The organism is Paenibacillus aquistagni, from assembly GCF_900177815.1.
Lineage (GTDB): Bacteria > Bacillota > Bacilli > Paenibacillales > Paenibacillaceae > Paenibacillus_B > Paenibacillus_B aquistagni.
Map to the genome: position 1 here is coordinate 1,410,385 of NZ_FXAZ01000001.1, position 16,250 is coordinate 1,426,634.

Annotated in this window: 13 protein-coding genes; 2 read left to right on the plus strand and 11 right to left on the minus strand. The window is 47.7% G+C overall.

The window, feature by feature from the left end:
- Positions 1–159: 159 nt before the first annotated feature.
- From B9Y93_RS06605 to B9Y93_RS06630, 6 genes are all read right to left on the minus strand, one after another.
- Positions 160–1,557 (minus strand): sensor histidine kinase, encoded by a 1,398-nt coding sequence (locus B9Y93_RS06605; protein ID WP_244903303.1) that lies wholly within the window; start codon positions 1,555–1,557, stop codon positions 160–162.
- 32 nt (positions 1,558–1,589) lie between these two features.
- Complete coding sequence (locus tag B9Y93_RS06610) at positions 1,590–2,288, minus strand: response regulator transcription factor (RefSeq protein ID WP_085493508.1); 699 nt, start codon at positions 2,286–2,288, stop codon at positions 1,590–1,592.
- A gap of 34 nt (positions 2,289–2,322) precedes the next feature.
- On the minus strand, positions 2,323–3,618 hold the full coding sequence (locus tag B9Y93_RS06615) for an FG-GAP repeat domain-containing protein (RefSeq protein WP_244903304.1): 1,296 nt from the start codon (positions 3,616–3,618) through the stop codon (positions 2,323–2,325).
- Positions 3,619–3,778: 160 nt separating this feature from the next.
- Positions 3,779–4,396 (minus strand): DUF3298 and DUF4163 domain-containing protein, encoded by a 618-nt coding sequence (locus tag B9Y93_RS06620; protein WP_085493509.1) that lies wholly within the window; start codon positions 4,394–4,396, stop codon positions 3,779–3,781.
- Positions 4,397–4,469: 73 nt separating this feature from the next.
- On the minus strand, positions 4,470–5,201 hold the full coding sequence (locus tag B9Y93_RS06625; protein WP_085493510.1) for a phosphonate ABC transporter ATP-binding protein: 732 nt from the start codon (positions 5,199–5,201) through the stop codon (positions 4,470–4,472).
- Positions 5,202–5,427: 226 nt separating this feature from the next.
- On the minus strand, positions 5,428–6,633 hold the full coding sequence (locus B9Y93_RS06630; protein ID WP_085493511.1) for an MFS transporter: 1,206 nt from the start codon (positions 6,631–6,633) through the stop codon (positions 5,428–5,430).
- 151 nt (positions 6,634–6,784) lie between these two features.
- Between B9Y93_RS06630 and B9Y93_RS06635 the strand changes: the two genes are divergently transcribed.
- Both B9Y93_RS06635 and B9Y93_RS06640 read left to right on the plus strand, forming a co-directional pair.
- Positions 6,785–7,699, plus strand: coding sequence for a winged helix-turn-helix domain-containing protein (locus B9Y93_RS06635; protein WP_085493512.1), 915 nt, complete (start codon positions 6,785–6,787; stop codon positions 7,697–7,699).
- 90 nt (positions 7,700–7,789) lie between these two features.
- Positions 7,790–8,560 carry an HAD family hydrolase gene (locus tag B9Y93_RS06640; RefSeq protein ID WP_170936540.1) on the plus strand — a complete coding sequence of 257 codons (771 nt, stop codon included), beginning with the start codon at positions 7,790–7,792 and terminating at the stop codon, positions 8,558–8,560.
- A 234-nt stretch (positions 8,561–8,794) separates the two neighbouring features.
- Here the strand turns inward: B9Y93_RS06640 and B9Y93_RS06645 are convergent, their stop codons facing one another.
- The 5 genes from B9Y93_RS06645 to lpdA form a co-directional block, all read right to left on the minus strand.
- Positions 8,795–11,098 (minus strand): type IA DNA topoisomerase, encoded by a 2,304-nt coding sequence (locus B9Y93_RS06645; RefSeq protein ID WP_085493513.1) that lies wholly within the window; start codon positions 11,096–11,098, stop codon positions 8,795–8,797.
- Between the two features lie 447 nt (positions 11,099–11,545).
- Entirely contained in the window at positions 11,546–13,033 is a 1,488-nt protein-coding gene (locus B9Y93_RS06650; RefSeq protein WP_085493514.1) for a glutamate synthase subunit beta, read from the minus strand.
- A gap of 230 nt (positions 13,034–13,263) precedes the next feature.
- Positions 13,264–13,746, minus strand: coding sequence for a dihydrofolate reductase (locus B9Y93_RS06655; RefSeq protein ID WP_085493515.1), 483 nt, complete (start codon positions 13,744–13,746; stop codon positions 13,264–13,266).
- A 36-nt stretch (positions 13,747–13,782) separates the two neighbouring features.
- Positions 13,783–14,577 (minus strand): thymidylate synthase, encoded by a 795-nt coding sequence (thyA, locus tag B9Y93_RS06660; RefSeq protein WP_085493516.1) that lies wholly within the window; start codon positions 14,575–14,577, stop codon positions 13,783–13,785.
- 258 nt (positions 14,578–14,835) lie between these two features.
- On the minus strand, positions 14,836–16,248 hold the full coding sequence (lpdA, locus tag B9Y93_RS06665) for a dihydrolipoyl dehydrogenase (protein ID WP_085493517.1): 1,413 nt from the start codon (positions 16,246–16,248) through the stop codon (positions 14,836–14,838).
- Positions 16,249–16,250 lie beyond the last annotated feature (2 nt).

Sequence of the window (16,250 nt, forward strand, 5' to 3'; positions counted from 1 at the left end):
CGACGCAACTTATACATTCAATTAGGGCAAAAAAAGCTGACGTCGGTTGCGAACCAACGTCAGCTTGCATTTCTTTTATAACATTCTTGGCACACAGATTATTACACATTATTCAATATCCTTAGCTCATAGATCACCGAGATCAAGCTTCCCTGCAGACTAGGCTTCTTCGAGATCAGCTTTGCGAATCGGCAATTGGACCATCGCAGTAGTTCCCTGCTGCGATTCACTATGCAAGGAGAGCTCTCCTTCGTGAGCCTTCACGATCTCATCGCTAATCGCAAGCCCTAAGCCTGTACCGCCGCGGTCTGGATTGACTTGATAGAACTTGTCCATGACCTTCGTCAAGTCATCCTCGTTAATCCCAATTCCCTGATCAATGACCTTGACGATACAACTGCAATCACCAGTGCTGAGCTCTACTCGTATGGTGGAATGCAGCGGCGAGAACTTAATCGCATTATCGATCAGGTTCAAGAACACCTGCTTCAGGCGATTCTCGTCGCCTGTTGTCGTCAGCTGGCCATGCGCATCTTCAGCAATATCTAATTGAAGCTCAATTTGCTTCTGATCCGCCTTCGATTTCACTTGGAAGATCGTCTCCTCAAGTAAACTCTCAAGATCAACAGATTCCTTATGAAGCTGAATCCGGTTCTGCTTCAATCTAGAGAAATCAAGCAGTTCCTCAACGAGTCCAATCAATCGATCCGTTTCTTTTGTAATGATGTTCAATCCTAATTTTGTCTCCTCAGGATCGTCCATATTGCCTGACAAGAGTGTCTCGCTCCATCCTTTTATCCCAGTCAATGGCGTTCTCAGCTCATGCGAGATGGAGGAGATAAAGTCATCTTTCATTTGATTGCTTCGCACAATCTCCTGCGCCATGAAGTTAAGCGTCTTCGCAAGCTCTCCCAACTCATAGCGATACTCCTCCGTGACCCTGACGTCAAACCTGCCTTTCGCCATCTGCGCAGATGCCACCGTAATATCATTAATCGGCTTTACGATCGAGTTGGCCAGCCCAATACTAATAATAAGTACCAATACAAGCACCGAGCCCGAGATGACAAAAGAAAGCAGGACCGTGCTCGTCAGCTTCTGATTCACATTGTCAAGCGAGGTGACCAAGCGGAGCACATATCTTACGTCCCCTTTGGCAAGCAGCGGCGACGAGACGGCCATCACCATCTCGCCCGTCTCCGGCATCTTGCCCACCCACCTTGACATCTTCATCTCATTTACCGCTATGATGACATCAGAAGTTCGGATCGGATCCTTTACCTGAAAGCCTGTATGAGAGATGAGCACATCGCCTTTCTTATCGAGAATCTGCACCTCAGCATTATCGAGCTGAAAGATATTAAGCAGCTCTGGCAGCAAGGAGCGATCATTGTCGTTGTACAGGACACTAACATAACGCTGATAATAAGACGCGGTTGCAGAAGCATGCGATCTTAAATGGTTGTAGACCGAGTCATAATAGTAGGTGCGGATCGCAAGCATAAAGATAACTTCAAGAATGAGCATCGTCAAAAACACAACGATGAAGTAGTGCATGACGACGGAGCGTCGTATACCTGGTTTTAAAATTAGGAAACGGTTCCCTTCCATTTATATCCATGTCCCCAAACTGTTTCAATGTATTTCGGGGATGAGGGTTCATCCTCGATCTTTTGTCTTAATCGTCGTACATTCACATCCACAATCTTCGGATCACCCATGTATTCTTTACCCCACACATGATCAAGCAGGACATCTCGGCTTAAGGTGACCTCCTCTTTCTCCATGAAATATTGGATCAAGGAGAACTCCGTTGGCGTAAGATCAATCGCCTCGTCATCCTTCATGAATCGCTTCGCAATCAGATCAAGCGTAAACGGCCCTGAATGGTATACAACCTTCTGAGAAGCCTGGTGGTAAGAATGGACTCGGCGCAGCAAGGACTGGATTCTGGCTACCAGCTCTGTCGGGCTAAACGGCTTGCTCACATGATCATCCGCCCCCACAGAGAGCGCATATACCTTGTCTTGCTCCTGAACCTTAGCCGTTAAGAAAATGATGCCTAAGCGCTCATTGATCTCCCTTACTCTGCGGCATACTTCAAATCCGTCTATGCCTGGCACCATGACATCAAGCAGCGCAATATCAATCGTCTGGTCGCTAAGCAGCTTGTCCAGTGCTTCATTGCCGTTTGATGCTTCCACGACTTCGAAGCCATTGCGCTTTAGATTGATTACGATAAAGCTGCGAATGGATTCCTCATCCTCTAAGATCAATATTTTCGTCATCTATGCTCGTCCTCCCTTATGACTTGGTCGACTTCTACTCTGCCGTCTCCGAATCCTGTTCCAGCTCTGGCAGCTTCAAGGAACCGTCATTAAGCTTCAGTGGCTCCTTGCTCAATATTCCAATCACCTCTTCGCCATAAGCAGCGAGGTAGGTCCATTTGTTCTTGTAACGTTCCCAATTCTCTATACTGAAGAATTTGATCTCCGCTAGAGTCTCATTCGTCTGATAATCAATAAATCGGATATATTCGTCCCGATCCGACTTCGTATCCACTGATACGCGGCCATACCAAGAAGTAGGAATCGTGAAGTGGAATCGATCCGAATAATCGCGGTATTGCTTCTGCACAAGCTTAAGCTCGTTCTTGCCATCCCATTGGAAGTAATTTAAGAAGTAAGGGACCTCATATTCTCTGAATATATCCCATCCCTGCGGTGTTTCATTTTTAACAAACTCTATAATACCATCATTATTAATGTCCGTACTGCTGTATGACTTGCTACGAATCGTATTCTCCATTGGCACAGCCTCAATGAATTGTCCATCAAGACACAACAAGCCTATGGAAGCATAATAATTCGCACCTACGGACAAATCGAGCACGAGTCCGCGCTTGTCCTTGCTTATCAGCCCTGACACCATATTATATACGGCGTTCACCTCAACATCCATCTGGATTTCAGCTGTTTTCGTCAGCTTCTGGTCCATATACTGATATTGACTCAGTAAAGGCGGCTTTCCCTTATGATGGCTTACAATATAAAGCTCTTTCTTCGAATCGCCATCAAGATCATCAATGACAGCCTGTGAATAAGGCTGCTCGAAGATCTTCTCAATACGATTGTTGACAAAGGAATAGACGACCATCCCCTTATTCAAGGAATCTCGATCCTGGCTGCCATAGCCGACAAGAAGATCCAACCGGTTATCTCTCGTTAGATCCACTGTTTCGACATAATCCAGCCGAACACCGCCGCCCTCAAAGTCTGCGACCTTTTTCCATTCCTTGCCGTCGCTTTTTAGAATCATGCCATGTAGCCTTACATCACTATCAGGTATCTCATAAAAGACGATGGCTTCTGCCTTCCCATCACCGTCAAGATCTGCCATTCTCACTGCACTGCCGTCTGTCGAGTTATTCGGTCGAACCTTCTCTCCGCCCTCTGGCAGTTGAGCATTAATGATACTCATCAGGTTCGCCTGCTCTTCAGGGAGCTTAGGTACACTCATTAACAGCTTCGGGTCTTGAACCCACTCACAACCATTGATGATGAACGTGCAGGCAAGAAGCAAGCAGATTGCGCTTCGTCTGAACCACGAGCGTCTCAATCACATCCCTCATTTCTTGTTCACGCTTTTTGTTGTTGTAGAACCTCTCTTATCATAAAAAAAAAAGATCACCAATAGGTGACAAACCCATTACAAACAAGGCCCGGAAGAAGATGCCTGATGGATGAGGCTTAAGGATTCAGGCACCTTCACATCTTCCTTAATACCATAAGGTATCAATCGGACCATTCTCTTTCTTGATGCTCTCCAGATCGTAGATCGAAATCGGAAAGTATGGAAAGCCGTACACATATGGAAGCAGCTCATACAAATCAAAAAACAGCACCAAAGCCTTGTCTGTCAAATAAAAAGGCTGATCGGGCTTAATCTTCGTAAATGGCTCAAGTACAGGCAGATCCCTTTCCTTAATCTGTTTGGCTACCTGTTCGCTCAATTCATCCACGTAAGACGCACCAGGCTTAAACAGATCCTTCAGTGTAATCAAGTTGCCTGTATTCGTATCAAAAGTAAGTCCCTCTTGATACGTCATACCATGTGCTGCCCCAAGCGTATACCCGTATACAATCAGCAGAATGCTAAGCAGCCCTCGCTCATTCAGCTTCACTTCATAGGTGCCCGTTACCTCAGTCTGATCGCCCTCACCATACCCCGTCTTCTTAATCAGCTCTACGGCATGATGATGAAGCGTGCGATTCATTCGTTCAGTGGCCTCTCTAGCGCCTGCTTGCTCCACCTGTGGTACAAACACTTCAAGCTTAGGCTTGCGAATAACCTTCGAATAAACGTGAACCGGTGCAGGGTGCAATGCCAATTCCATCACCTCATTTTCGAGATTGCGTTATAGAATTAGCTTATGACTTCACCCTAGCATTCGTGACATTCGCCCGCGCTTACAGCTGAAGCATGCGCTTCTCACTTTGCAATAGCTTTCTGCCATGAATATCAAGCTTAATATCGCCATCCGCAAGGCCAATAATGCGAGTACAGAAGCGCTCCGCCAGCTCGACTTGATGGAATACGGCAATGACCGTGCAGCGCTCTTTCTGACAGACTGATTGGAAGTTGCGCATAACATCCTCAGCGGCATGTGGGTCCAGACCAAGCACAGGCTCGTCTGCAAGAATGACCTTAGCGCCATGCACAAGCGCGCGCGCAATCGCTACACGCTGCTTCTCGCCGCCGCTGAGCTGCCCTGTCTGCACCTTTGCTTTGTCCAGCAGTCCAAGCAATTCGAGCGTATCCATGGCACCCATGTAATCATCATTGCGAACCATGCCCGTCGCCATTCTCCACAGCGGAGTCTGGCTAGAGCGGCCGATCAGCACATTTTTGAAGGCTTTGCGATTCGGCGACAGTACAGGATTTTGCTCCAAGTAGGCGAATTCTCGTTTCACCTTATGCTTTAACAGCGCATTTTGCTTGATGACATCATTGCCATCCACATAATAGGAGCCGCTTGTCCAGGACTCCTGCAGCGCAAGGCACTTCAAGAGAGTGGTCTTTCCAGAACCGCTTGCGCCGACCACGCCGATGAATTCTCCGTGATGAACCTCCATGCTGATGCCCTTCAGCACCTTAGTCTCTGGCGGATACTGCTTAACAAGACGATCTATCTTCAACATTAGATGATTGCGCTCCTCTCAGGACGTTCTGCTATAGTCTATAGGTATTATTGTAAGAAAAAGATGGGGCGGTGTCCATGGAAGGTTGGTGAAAGGCTCTGTGCCGGTATCTCGTGTGATATAAAAAAGGCTGCCTTATTCCCCAAGCACGGTCTGATTAACCATGCTTCAGCAAGCGGCAGCCTTGTTGTAAGGCAGTAAATATCGATTATTGACGGTATAAAGACTAGGAAGCTTGCGTAGTCTGTTGATCTTCACTCACTACAGCTTTTCCACGGAAACGAAAGCCGATGATGGAGAATAGAACATAACCGATCCCTAAGAAGTAGAACATGCTGCCAATGGACAAATAGCGAATGCCGAAGCCGCCCAGATTCGGTCCAATGATGGAGCCGAGGCTGAAGTGAACGGATGCGATAACATTGGCGGATGGCAGATATGCTTTTGGCAGAATATCTGCTGCATAAGCAAGCCCTAAGGAGAAGAACGATCCGACCAATCCGCCTATAAGCATAAACAAGATCAGAATGCCCCAAGGGTTATCCCCTACTAACGGCACAAGACAGAATAGCAGACCGCCCGCGATACCACAGCTCATCAGCACTGCTTTTCGATTGACGCGGTCACTGAGGATACCGAGCGGCAGCTGAAGAATTAGCGCCCCAAGGCCAAAGAACGGCAGCAAGAATGCAATCCATGTCTGATCAAGCCCAAGCCGTAACGCATAGACTGGGAAGTTGCTGTTCATGGATGACTCCATGTATCCATACAGAAAGGATGGAAGCAGCGCGAACCATGCCCATTGATACGATCTTGCATATCGCTTCTCAGGTCGAGCTTCCCCGTGCATCGCGTTCATGTCTTGATTCGGAAGCTTGATCCATACGATCAGCATCACAAGGATAAACAGGGCCACGATAAACACAAATGGCGCTGCATCGCTGATGCCAAGCAGATGGATGCCAAGCGGTCCAATGCTGAAGCCAACGCCGTAAGCCATGCCATATAACGAGATATTGCGCCCTCGGCGGTCAGCCGGACTAATCGTCACAGCCCACAGCTGCGTAGCGTAATGAAGCGCGCTATCTCCAACCCCCACCACTATACGAAGCACAAACCAAAAGCCAATGCTCGGAAACAACGGAAAAAGCATCAGGGCAAAGGTAACGACAAGCATTCCTCCAAGCAGCATGCGCTTGTAGCCCAGCTTGCGCAGAATGCGCTCCACAAAAAACATCATGACAAAGGTTCCAAAATAAAGCGCAGTTGCATTTAATCCATTCAGATCTGAAGGAACTCCCATTCTCTCCAGAAAAATGGTCAAGAGCGGCAGCAAGAGCCCTTGACTGAGTCCGGTAAACATCACTACTGTAATCAAAATAACAAATTGCCAAGCAGGGGATGTTGTCGGACGTCGGAATGATGATAGCATGATCTTTCCCCTCCCACTTTTGTTCGCAGCAAAAAAACATGAAGCTTCCGTGCGCTTCATGCACTTTGAACATTATAGTAGACAATTGCCTGCAACACAATTCATAATGAATATGTAATACCGACCAAAGAGGTGATAAGGAGGTCCTGCAATGGCCCTTCAGGTTCGTATCGACTGTTCACCGGTATATGAGCTCATTAGCAGCTATATGCTGTTTGTCCATCGAAAGTGGATACGCAACGTTGATCTAGGCACTGGCTGGGTAGAACAAGTGGAGCAATCCATGCCCGAAGCCTTCATTAAGACAGCGGAAACGCTGAAAAAGACGTCGATGCATATTTTCGATCTGTTGTACGCTGCTGCTTTAGAGCGAAAGCACCCGCATGATATTCCGCAATTCCTTGCTCAGCTGGAGGAGATGAAGGAAGCGGATTGGAAGTGCTTGCTTCGTTCCTATGGACAACCCTACCGGCAGAAGCACGTACAGATGATCAAGGACATCTTCGTTCCTGCGCTGACCTTGTGGAATGAGAGGTATTTGCAGCCTTCCTCCATATATTGGGAGCAGCCAATTCTCGAAGATGCGAATGAGAAGCTTAAGCTCATGTACAAAATGAATCCAATAGAACTTATCGAGGTCGCAACGAACGGAGTCGTCTTCAATCATCCTGATCCAAGTCATGAAGTCGTGCTTGCCCCGTTTTGGCACTATCGCCCGATTAATATGACCTGTGCTTTCAAGAATACGACGCTGATCTTGTACGCCGCTCACGACCCTGAATCAGATGAGGATGGCCCTCCCCTGTCATTGACACGGATGCTGTCCGCAATATCCAATGAAGTGAGGCTGCAGATCCTGCGCGCAATCGCTGAAGAGCCAATAACCTTCTCGCAGCTTACTGCTCATCTGAAGCTCGGCAAGAATGCGGCCAAGCATCATCTGGCTATTCTAAGAGCAGCTGGTTACATTCAAACCTATTGGAATGGCGAGGTGGAGAAGATTGCGCTCCGTCAGGAAGGCCTGTCTGATTTGTCCGTATTTCTAGAGAACTATGTACGCCCTTGACGGGCATGATGCATGAAGCGTCATCGCCCAAAAGTATTGGAAAAGGTCATTTCCAAACGAGAGTCAAGTGCGCTTGGAGGTGGCACAACAATGAATCATCGAGCAACTGCGATGAATAAGCAAACGCTATTATTTGATATGGATGACACGCTCATCTACTGCAACAAGTACTTTGACGCCGTATTGGATCAATTCAATGATCTGATGACAACGTGGTTTAAAGCCTTTCGAGTGTCTGCAAAGGACATTAAGAAAGTCCAAAATGAATATGATATTGCCGGTGTTGAGAAGAATGGATTTGTGAGCACGCATTTCCCGAAATCCTTAGTTCATACGTTCAAGTACTTCTCCGATCTAACTGGCAGAACGCTTACTAAAGTTGAAGAAGATCAGCTCTGGAAGCTCGGCATGAGTGTATATGAGATGGAAGTTGAGCCTTACCCAGGCATGATGGAAACATTGAACCAGCTTCGAGATGCCGGTCATGAGCTCTTTCTTTATACTGGCGGCGAAGCCGTCATCCAGCAGCGGAAGATCGATCAGATGAAGCTGGAACAGTATTTTGGCGATCGGATCTTCATTCGCCAGCACAAGTCCATCGACGCATTAGAAGGCATCCTGCAGCAGCTCAAGCTGGATCGCACCAACACTTGGATGATTGGCAACTCTCTTCGAACGGACGTGCTTCCTGCGCTGACCAATGGCATTCACGCCATTTATTTAAAGCAGCGTACAGAATGGTCCTTTAACATTGTCGATCTGGATGTGAAGCCGCAAGGCGCATTCTATACTGTTGAGAAGCTTACGGAGGTCCCGAGCAAGATTCACAACTGGGTAACAGATGCGCGAGCCCACGTGTAGCTTGCATAAGCAGCATGCAAATACGATGCATCTACCATGCATATATCACCTCTACTACCAGCTTTGCATCAAGATTACTTGACTAATTGACACCTCTGCAGCGGATCAAACCAAAGCCCCCCACTCCTTGCCTAATGGCATCGAGTGGGGGGCTAATTGTATAGGATCTAGCAGCTTCATAGCGGTGTATGCTGAATCTACTCAACCCAAAAGCTATTATGCGGTTTGCACAAGCTATGACTCTCGCTCCACATTCAGATCTCCTGTCGCTTTATCCTGAAGCACCAAGCGCCCCTTGAACTTGCTTCCTTTCACTGTAAAGGTCAGCATCTGAGTGTGGCCTTTACTCAATAAGCTCTGAAGCATCGTGGTCGAAATTGTTTTTTGCAGTGTGTGCTGCTCCTTCCAAATGACAAATTTGCAGCCTTGCTTATAATGCGTGCAGCCGTAGCCTTTGCGCCCTTCGATGATCGTTCCCCCGCATCCAGGGCGAGGACAATCGCCAAAGCCAATCCGTTCTCCGCTGCTATCCGCACTGCTTGTTGAACCTGCGTTTTCTTCGGAAGCACCCTTTTTGGCTGCGGCTTTCTTGGTCGCACCACTCGACTTGCTCCCCGTTTTCCTGCCGCCCTTGCTCTTACTGCCGGATTCTTCGATCTGCTTCAGCAGGTCACCTGATACAGACTGCTGCTTACGAACGCAATCGATGACATGCAGCGTAAACTTGCGCACAGCCTCCATAAAAGCATCCCTGGAGGCTTCACCGCTCGCAATCTGTGATAGGCGTCGCTCCCATTGCCCAGTCATCTCAGGCGAAGTCAGCAGCTGAACGCCTGCATGGCGGATCAGCTCAACAGCCGTTTTCCCTTTCAACGTAAGCTCTATGCGCTTGCCACTCATGGCGACATAGCCGACCTGCTTCAGGCGCTCAATCGTTGCTGCGCGCGTTGCCGGTGTTCCGAGTCCGGCATCCTTCATTGCATCGCGGAGCTCTTCATTTTCAAGCTCTTTGCCTGCGCCCTCCATCGCCTTCAACAGAGTGCCTTCCGTATAAGGCTTAGGTGGCTGCGTTGCTTTGGCATTAACGCTCAGCTCCTTCACCTGAACAGGCAGGCTTGCATCAATGTGGAAGGGCTCTGTCCCATTCCATTCCTCCGGCTCTTCCCCGGCCTTCTCATCCTTGCCTACATCACTTCGCTTCGCACTCTTTTTCTTTTTCTTCTCATCCTGATCGTAGAGCTCCTTCCACCCCCGAAGCGTCCATTGCTTGATCGAGGTCTTGAAGCTCTCTTCTCCGACTTTTGTCATTACGGTATAAAGCGTATATTCTGCCGGTGGATAAAAGTGCGCGAGCATCCTTCTGACGATAAGATCATAGATCTTCGCCTCCTCAGGAGACAAAGAGCCTGGACGCTTCTTGGTAGGGAGAATGGCATGGTGATCCTCTACCTTAACCGGCTGGCAGACCCCTTTATTCCCCTTATGAACGCGGCTCGGCTCGGCTTTGTCAGCTAAGTCACGGTATGCGTCCGTCGTCTGCAGCATCCGCAATGATTCATGCATCGACGGTATATTCTGCTCCGTCACATAGTTGGAATTCGTACGCGGATAGGTAATAACCTTATGCTTCTCATAAAGCGACTGGGCGAGATCCAATGTCTTTTTGGCTGAAAAACCGAATTTGCTGTTGGCCTCTCGCTGCAAGAGCGTCAAATCATACAAACGATAGGGATACTCTTTGCCTTCCTTAATCTGAAAATCATCAATAACACCAGGCTTGCCTTCTATTGAAGCTCTGATCTTCTCCATCTCTTCTTCGCTTCGAATGCGATCACCAACGCGAACACCTTTGTAAGACGTATCCGCTTGTTCAAAGATTGCAGACAGCTCAAAGTAGCGATCCGGCTCGAACTTCTCGATCTCCTGCTCACGATCATGAATAAGGGCAAGAACGGGCGTCTGCACGCGGCCAACCGACAGCAGCGTGCGATGCTTAGTCGTAAAGGCGCGAGAAGCATTCATGCCGATCAGCCAATCCGCCTCGCTCCGCGCTCTTGCAGCAGACGTTAGATTCGCATACTTGGAGGCATCCTCTAATTGGTCAAAGCCCTTGCGAATGGTCTCAGGGGTAAGGTCAGAGATCCAAAGTCGCTTCACCGGCTTCTTCCACTTCCAGTACTGTTCAATAAGGGCAAAAATATATTGACCTTCCCTCCCTGCATCGCATGCATTTATGATCGAATCGCATTGCTTGGCAAGCTCGCCAATCATTTTTAATTGATCCTTTGTTCGTTTGGATGCGATAATCTTGAAGGATTCCGGCAGAATCGGAAGATCATGAAAGTTCCAACGTTTATATTTCGGATCGTAAAGATCCGGTTCAGCTAATCCTAGCAAATGGCCGATGGCCCATGTAATGATATAACGCTCGCCTTCCATATGGGTACGATGACGCTTCGCACGAGGTTCAATAACCTGCGCAATGTTGCGTCCCATGTCCGGCTTCTCAGCCAGAACGAGGATTTTACCTGTAGACATGCCAAGTTTCCAACCCTTCTGGTTGTATTGTTTACGATAAAAGACTCTAGTATTTTAGTCTACCACGAATGGCAAAGCTGTGCACTATGCAGCATTTTTATTAGGCCATGGCAGTTTCGAATGTCATGAACAATCCTACTATACATTCAATCCTCCATATTTTAAAAATTATACGTTAGTTTAATATTGCATTGCACCTGATTAGTTTACATAATATTTTTTATGTATTCTTATTTTACGACCTTTATTTACTGCACTGCTATCGTGATGCGATTGACTGCCGTTATGCGTCGCCGCCCCTCACCTTTGGAGAAGTGTGAAAGGCGGAAAAAAGCTGCCGAGATCTCTCGACAGCTTGGGATAATCCTATATATGCCTCATTCAGGCATCGTCCATATAATCGATTAACGTGCAATGAGGTTCAGCTTTAATGTTCCATCGAATAGGTTAAGGCAGCAATGTACTGCCCATCAGATAGCGATCAACTTCACGAGCCGCCTCGCGGCCTTCGTTGATTGCCCAGACAACCAAGCTTTGACCACGGCGCATATCGCCTGCTGCAAACACCTTGTCAACATTCGTACGATACTTGCCATACTGTGCCTTCACATTCGAGCGGCGATCGGTCTCGAGTCCGAAACCTTCAATCAGCGTATGTTCTGGACCGTCAAATCCGATAGCGATCAACACGAGCTGAGCTGGAAACACTCGCTCTGTGCCTTCGATTGGCTTATAGATCTTACGTCCCGTCTCATCTACAATACGCTCGATTTGAACAGTATGCAGCTCTTTCACCTGTCCATTCTCATCCCCAACAAACTTCGTTGTCATAATTGAAAATTCGCGTGGATCTTTGCCGAACACTGCCTTTGCTTCTTCATGCGCATAGTCCAACGTGTATACATTCGGAAACTGCGGCCAAGGGTTGTTCTCACGATCACGTTCAAGCGGTGCCTTAGCATGTGTTCCGAACTGAGTTACGCTGCGTGCGCCATGACGAAGTGCCGTTGCGACACAGTCTGTACCTGTGTCTCCGCCACCGATTACGATTACATCTTGATCCTTGGCATTCTTATATTGGCCATCCTCCAGCTTGCTGTCCAGATAGCTCTTAATTGTGCCGTTCAAGTAATCCATTGCGTACTCGATACCTTTTAGCTCACGACCTTCGATATCGAATTCACGAGGCTTCGTCGCACCGCCGCAGAGAACAACAGCATCAAAGTCTTCTCTGAGCTGCTCTGTTGTTATATCCTTGCCGATCTCTGTATTGGTTACAAATGTAACGCCTTCTGCGGCTAGAAGATCGACACGGCGTTGAACAACACCTTTATCAAGCTTCATCGTCGGAATTCCATAAGTCAGCAAGCCGCCAATTCGGTCTGCTCGCTCATATACAGTGACCAGATGGCCTGCTTTGTTCAGTTGAGCCGCTGCAGCCAGTCCAGCAGGACCAGAGCCTACTACAGCCACCTTCTTGCCTGTACGCCGCTCAGGAGGCTCGGGCTGTACCCAGCCCTCATCAAACCCGCGATCAATGATCTCCTGCTCGATCGTCTTGATGGTAACCGGTTGACCGATCAAACCAACGGTACAAGAGCCTTCACATGGCGCAGGACATACCCGGCCGGTAAACTCCGGAAAGTTATTCGTCTTGTGAAGGCGCTCCAGCGCTTCACGCCACAGCCCTCTATAAATGAGGTTGTTCCACTCTGGAATCAAGTTATTGATCGGGCAGCCAGATGTACCGCCTGTGATCTCAATGCCTGTATGACAGTAGGGCGTGCCGCAATCCATACAGCGAGCTCCCTGCAGACGGAGCTCTTCTTCATTCATATGCTTGTGGAATTCTTCCCAATCCTTAATGCGTTCTAGCGGATCGCGGTCAGCTGGGATCTGTCTTGTATACTCCATAAAACCCGTTGGCGTTGACATACCTGTACTCCTCCATCCATCTGTCCGTCTCTATATTTGTAAATAAGTTATTCTCCAATATATACCTGAAATTGCGAAGATGCAAGAATGATGATTACCAAACTTCGACATTTTCACTTTCCACACATTTTATATAATCATGCTACAAATGGACATAGAGAAAACGTCTTATCATTTGCACTACTTCACTACAGCACTGCTTGCTGAATATGTGTTAAACACATTCATGCCTAACAGCGTTCATAGATGACGAAACGATGAGGATATGGATTATCTTCATCTTGGAGCCCTGCTCGTTCTTCGACTACTGACCACTGCTTCCAATCCACAGGAGGGAAATAATCCGTGCCTTCGAAGGCATGATCAATAAATGTTACGATCAACTTATCAGCAGAAGGAAGTGCTTGACGATACAGCTCTGCCCCGCCGATAATCATAATCTCCTCTTGCTGAGCTAACTTTATAATAGAAGAAAGGTCATGTACGACTTCTACGCCCTCAAATGTCCAGCCTTGATTGCGCGTCAACACGATATTGCGGCGCTTCGGCAGCGGCTTGCCGATAGAATCGAATGTTTTTCGCCCCATGACCACGGTCTTGCCTTTCGTCTCTGCGATGAAATGCTTCATATCATTCGGCAGCCGCCAAGGCAGTGCATTATGATTGCCAATCAAGTGATTGCGGTCCATCGCCCAAATCATGCTAATTCCCATTGAGCTCCCCCTTTTTTATTGGTTAAAATGAAACGATTAAACCGCCACAGGCGCTTTGATCGTTGGGTGATACGTATAATCTTCAAATTCGAAATCATCAAAAGTATATTCAAAAATGGAATCCGGCTTCCGCTTAATGATAAGCTTAGGCAGTGGGTAAGGGTCGCGCTCCAGCTGTGTCTTCACTTGCTCCATATGGTTGGAGTATATATGCACATCTCCTCCCGTCCAAACGAATTCTCCAGGCTCTAAGCCGCATTGCTGCGCAACCATATGTGTAAGCAGCGCATAACTGGCTATATTGAACGGCAATCCAAGGAACGTGTCCACTGATCGCATGTTCAGCATGCAGCTAAGCTTGCCCTCTGCAACATAGAATTGGAACGCATAATGGCATGGAGGCAGCTTCATCTGATCCACTTCCCCTACGTTCCAAGCTGACACAAGCAGGCGCCGTGAATCTGGGTTATGCTTGATCTGCTCAATGACATTTGTGATCTGGTCAATCACCTTGCCGTCCTTCGTCTCCCAGTTGCGCCACTGAGAGCCGTAAACTGGTCCCAAGTTGCCATTCTCATCTGCCCATTCATCCCAGATTGACACACCATTTTCTTTCAAATAACGAATATTCGTCTCTCCGCTCAAAAACCACAGCAGCTCATGAACGATGGATTTCAAATGAAGTCTTTTCGTCGTTACCAGCGGAAATCCTTCCTGCAAGTCAAAGCGCAACTGTCTGCCAAATACAGACAAGGTCCCCGTTCCCGTGCGATCTTCCTTTTTTACACCGTTCGTAAGTACATCCTGTAATAGGTCTAAGTATGCTTTCATTATCCTCACTCCGTTTCACAGACTTCCTATAAGTTTACCATTAACCACAAGCGATAGCTATGGATTTTACCGACAGTTGCGCTCATCATAAAGCCGCTGGTCGTCCTGCAAGGCCTATGTATCTTGGCTGATGTATACCTCTCTATAAAATGCCTCAGTGTCAAAAAAAAGCCCTCGCAGCAACAACTGCGAGGGAATATAGAACCGTATATAGAGTACATAAAAAATCAAATAGAGAACATGAATGATCCAAGTTGATTAAACGGTATGGATCGGGTGGCCAAGAACAACCTCAGCCGCTTCCATCACGATCTCACCAAGCGTTGGGTGAGCGTGAATCGTCAATGCAAGATCTTCAACTGTTGCTGCCATCTCAACCGCAAGACCCATTTCAGCAATCAAGTTGGATGCTTCAGGACCTACGATTTGAGAACCGATTACAACGCCGTTGTCTGCATTGGTTACGATCTTAACAAAGCCGTCTACGCTGCCGCCAAGAGACAAAGCACGGCCGTTTGCAGCGTAAGGGAACTTGCCTGCTTTAACGTTGATGCCTTTCTCTTTTGCTTCAGTCTCGGACAAACCTACGCTTGCACATTCAGGATCTGTGAAGCATACCGCTGGCATTGCTTTATAGTCAACAACGCTAGGCATACCTGCGATTGCTTCAGCAGCAACCTTACCTTCGTAAGATGCTTTGTGAGCAAGCGCTGGACCTGCAACGATATCACCAATCGCGAAGATGTGTGGTACGCTTGTGCGGCCTTGGTGGTCAACTTCGATCAATCCGCGATCCGTCATTTTAACACCAATCATGTCAAGTCCGAAGTCACCATCTGTATTTGGACGGCGTCCAACAGTAACGAGCAGGTAGTCTGCTGTTACTTCTTTGGTTTCACCTTTAACTGTGAATTTCACTGTAACATCTTTATCCGTTTGCGTAGCAGATTCTGCTTTAGCATTGGCATGGATCTCGATGTTTGTTTTCTTCATGCTCTTCGCAACAAGCTTCGTCATATCCTTGTCGAAGCCAGGAAGAACAGTATCAGCACCCTCAATAATGGTTACTTTCGTACCGAACTTGGAGTACATTTGACCAAGCTCTGCACCGATGTATCCACCGCCGATCACGATCATGCTCTTCGGAATCTCAGGCAAGCTGAGTGCTTCTGTCGAAGACAAGATGCGTCCGCCGAACGGGAATGCCTTCAATTCGATAGGACGGGAGCCTGTCGCGATGATGCAGTTGTTGAATTTGTAACGAGGAGATTCTTGCTCATTGAACAAGCGAGCTTCTGTCTCGTTGATGAACATGGCTTCGCCTTTGAAGACTTGCACTTTGTTCGCTTTAAGCAAACCAGCAACACCGCCAGTAAGCTTCTTCACAACTCCGCCTTTGAAGTTTTGAACTTTGTCCCAATCAACCGTAACGTCAGATACGTTAATACCGATGTCAGAACCATGTTGTGCAACTTCATATTGATGTGCTGCGCTGATCAAAGCTTTAGAAGGAATACAACCGCGGTTCAAGCAAACACCGCCGAGTTCGGACTTATCTACGATCAATACGCTTTGACCAAGCTGAGCTGCGCGAATCGCAGCTACATAACCACCAGGGCCAGCTCCAATAACCAAAGTATCAATGTTTAATGATGCGTCACCTACTACCATCG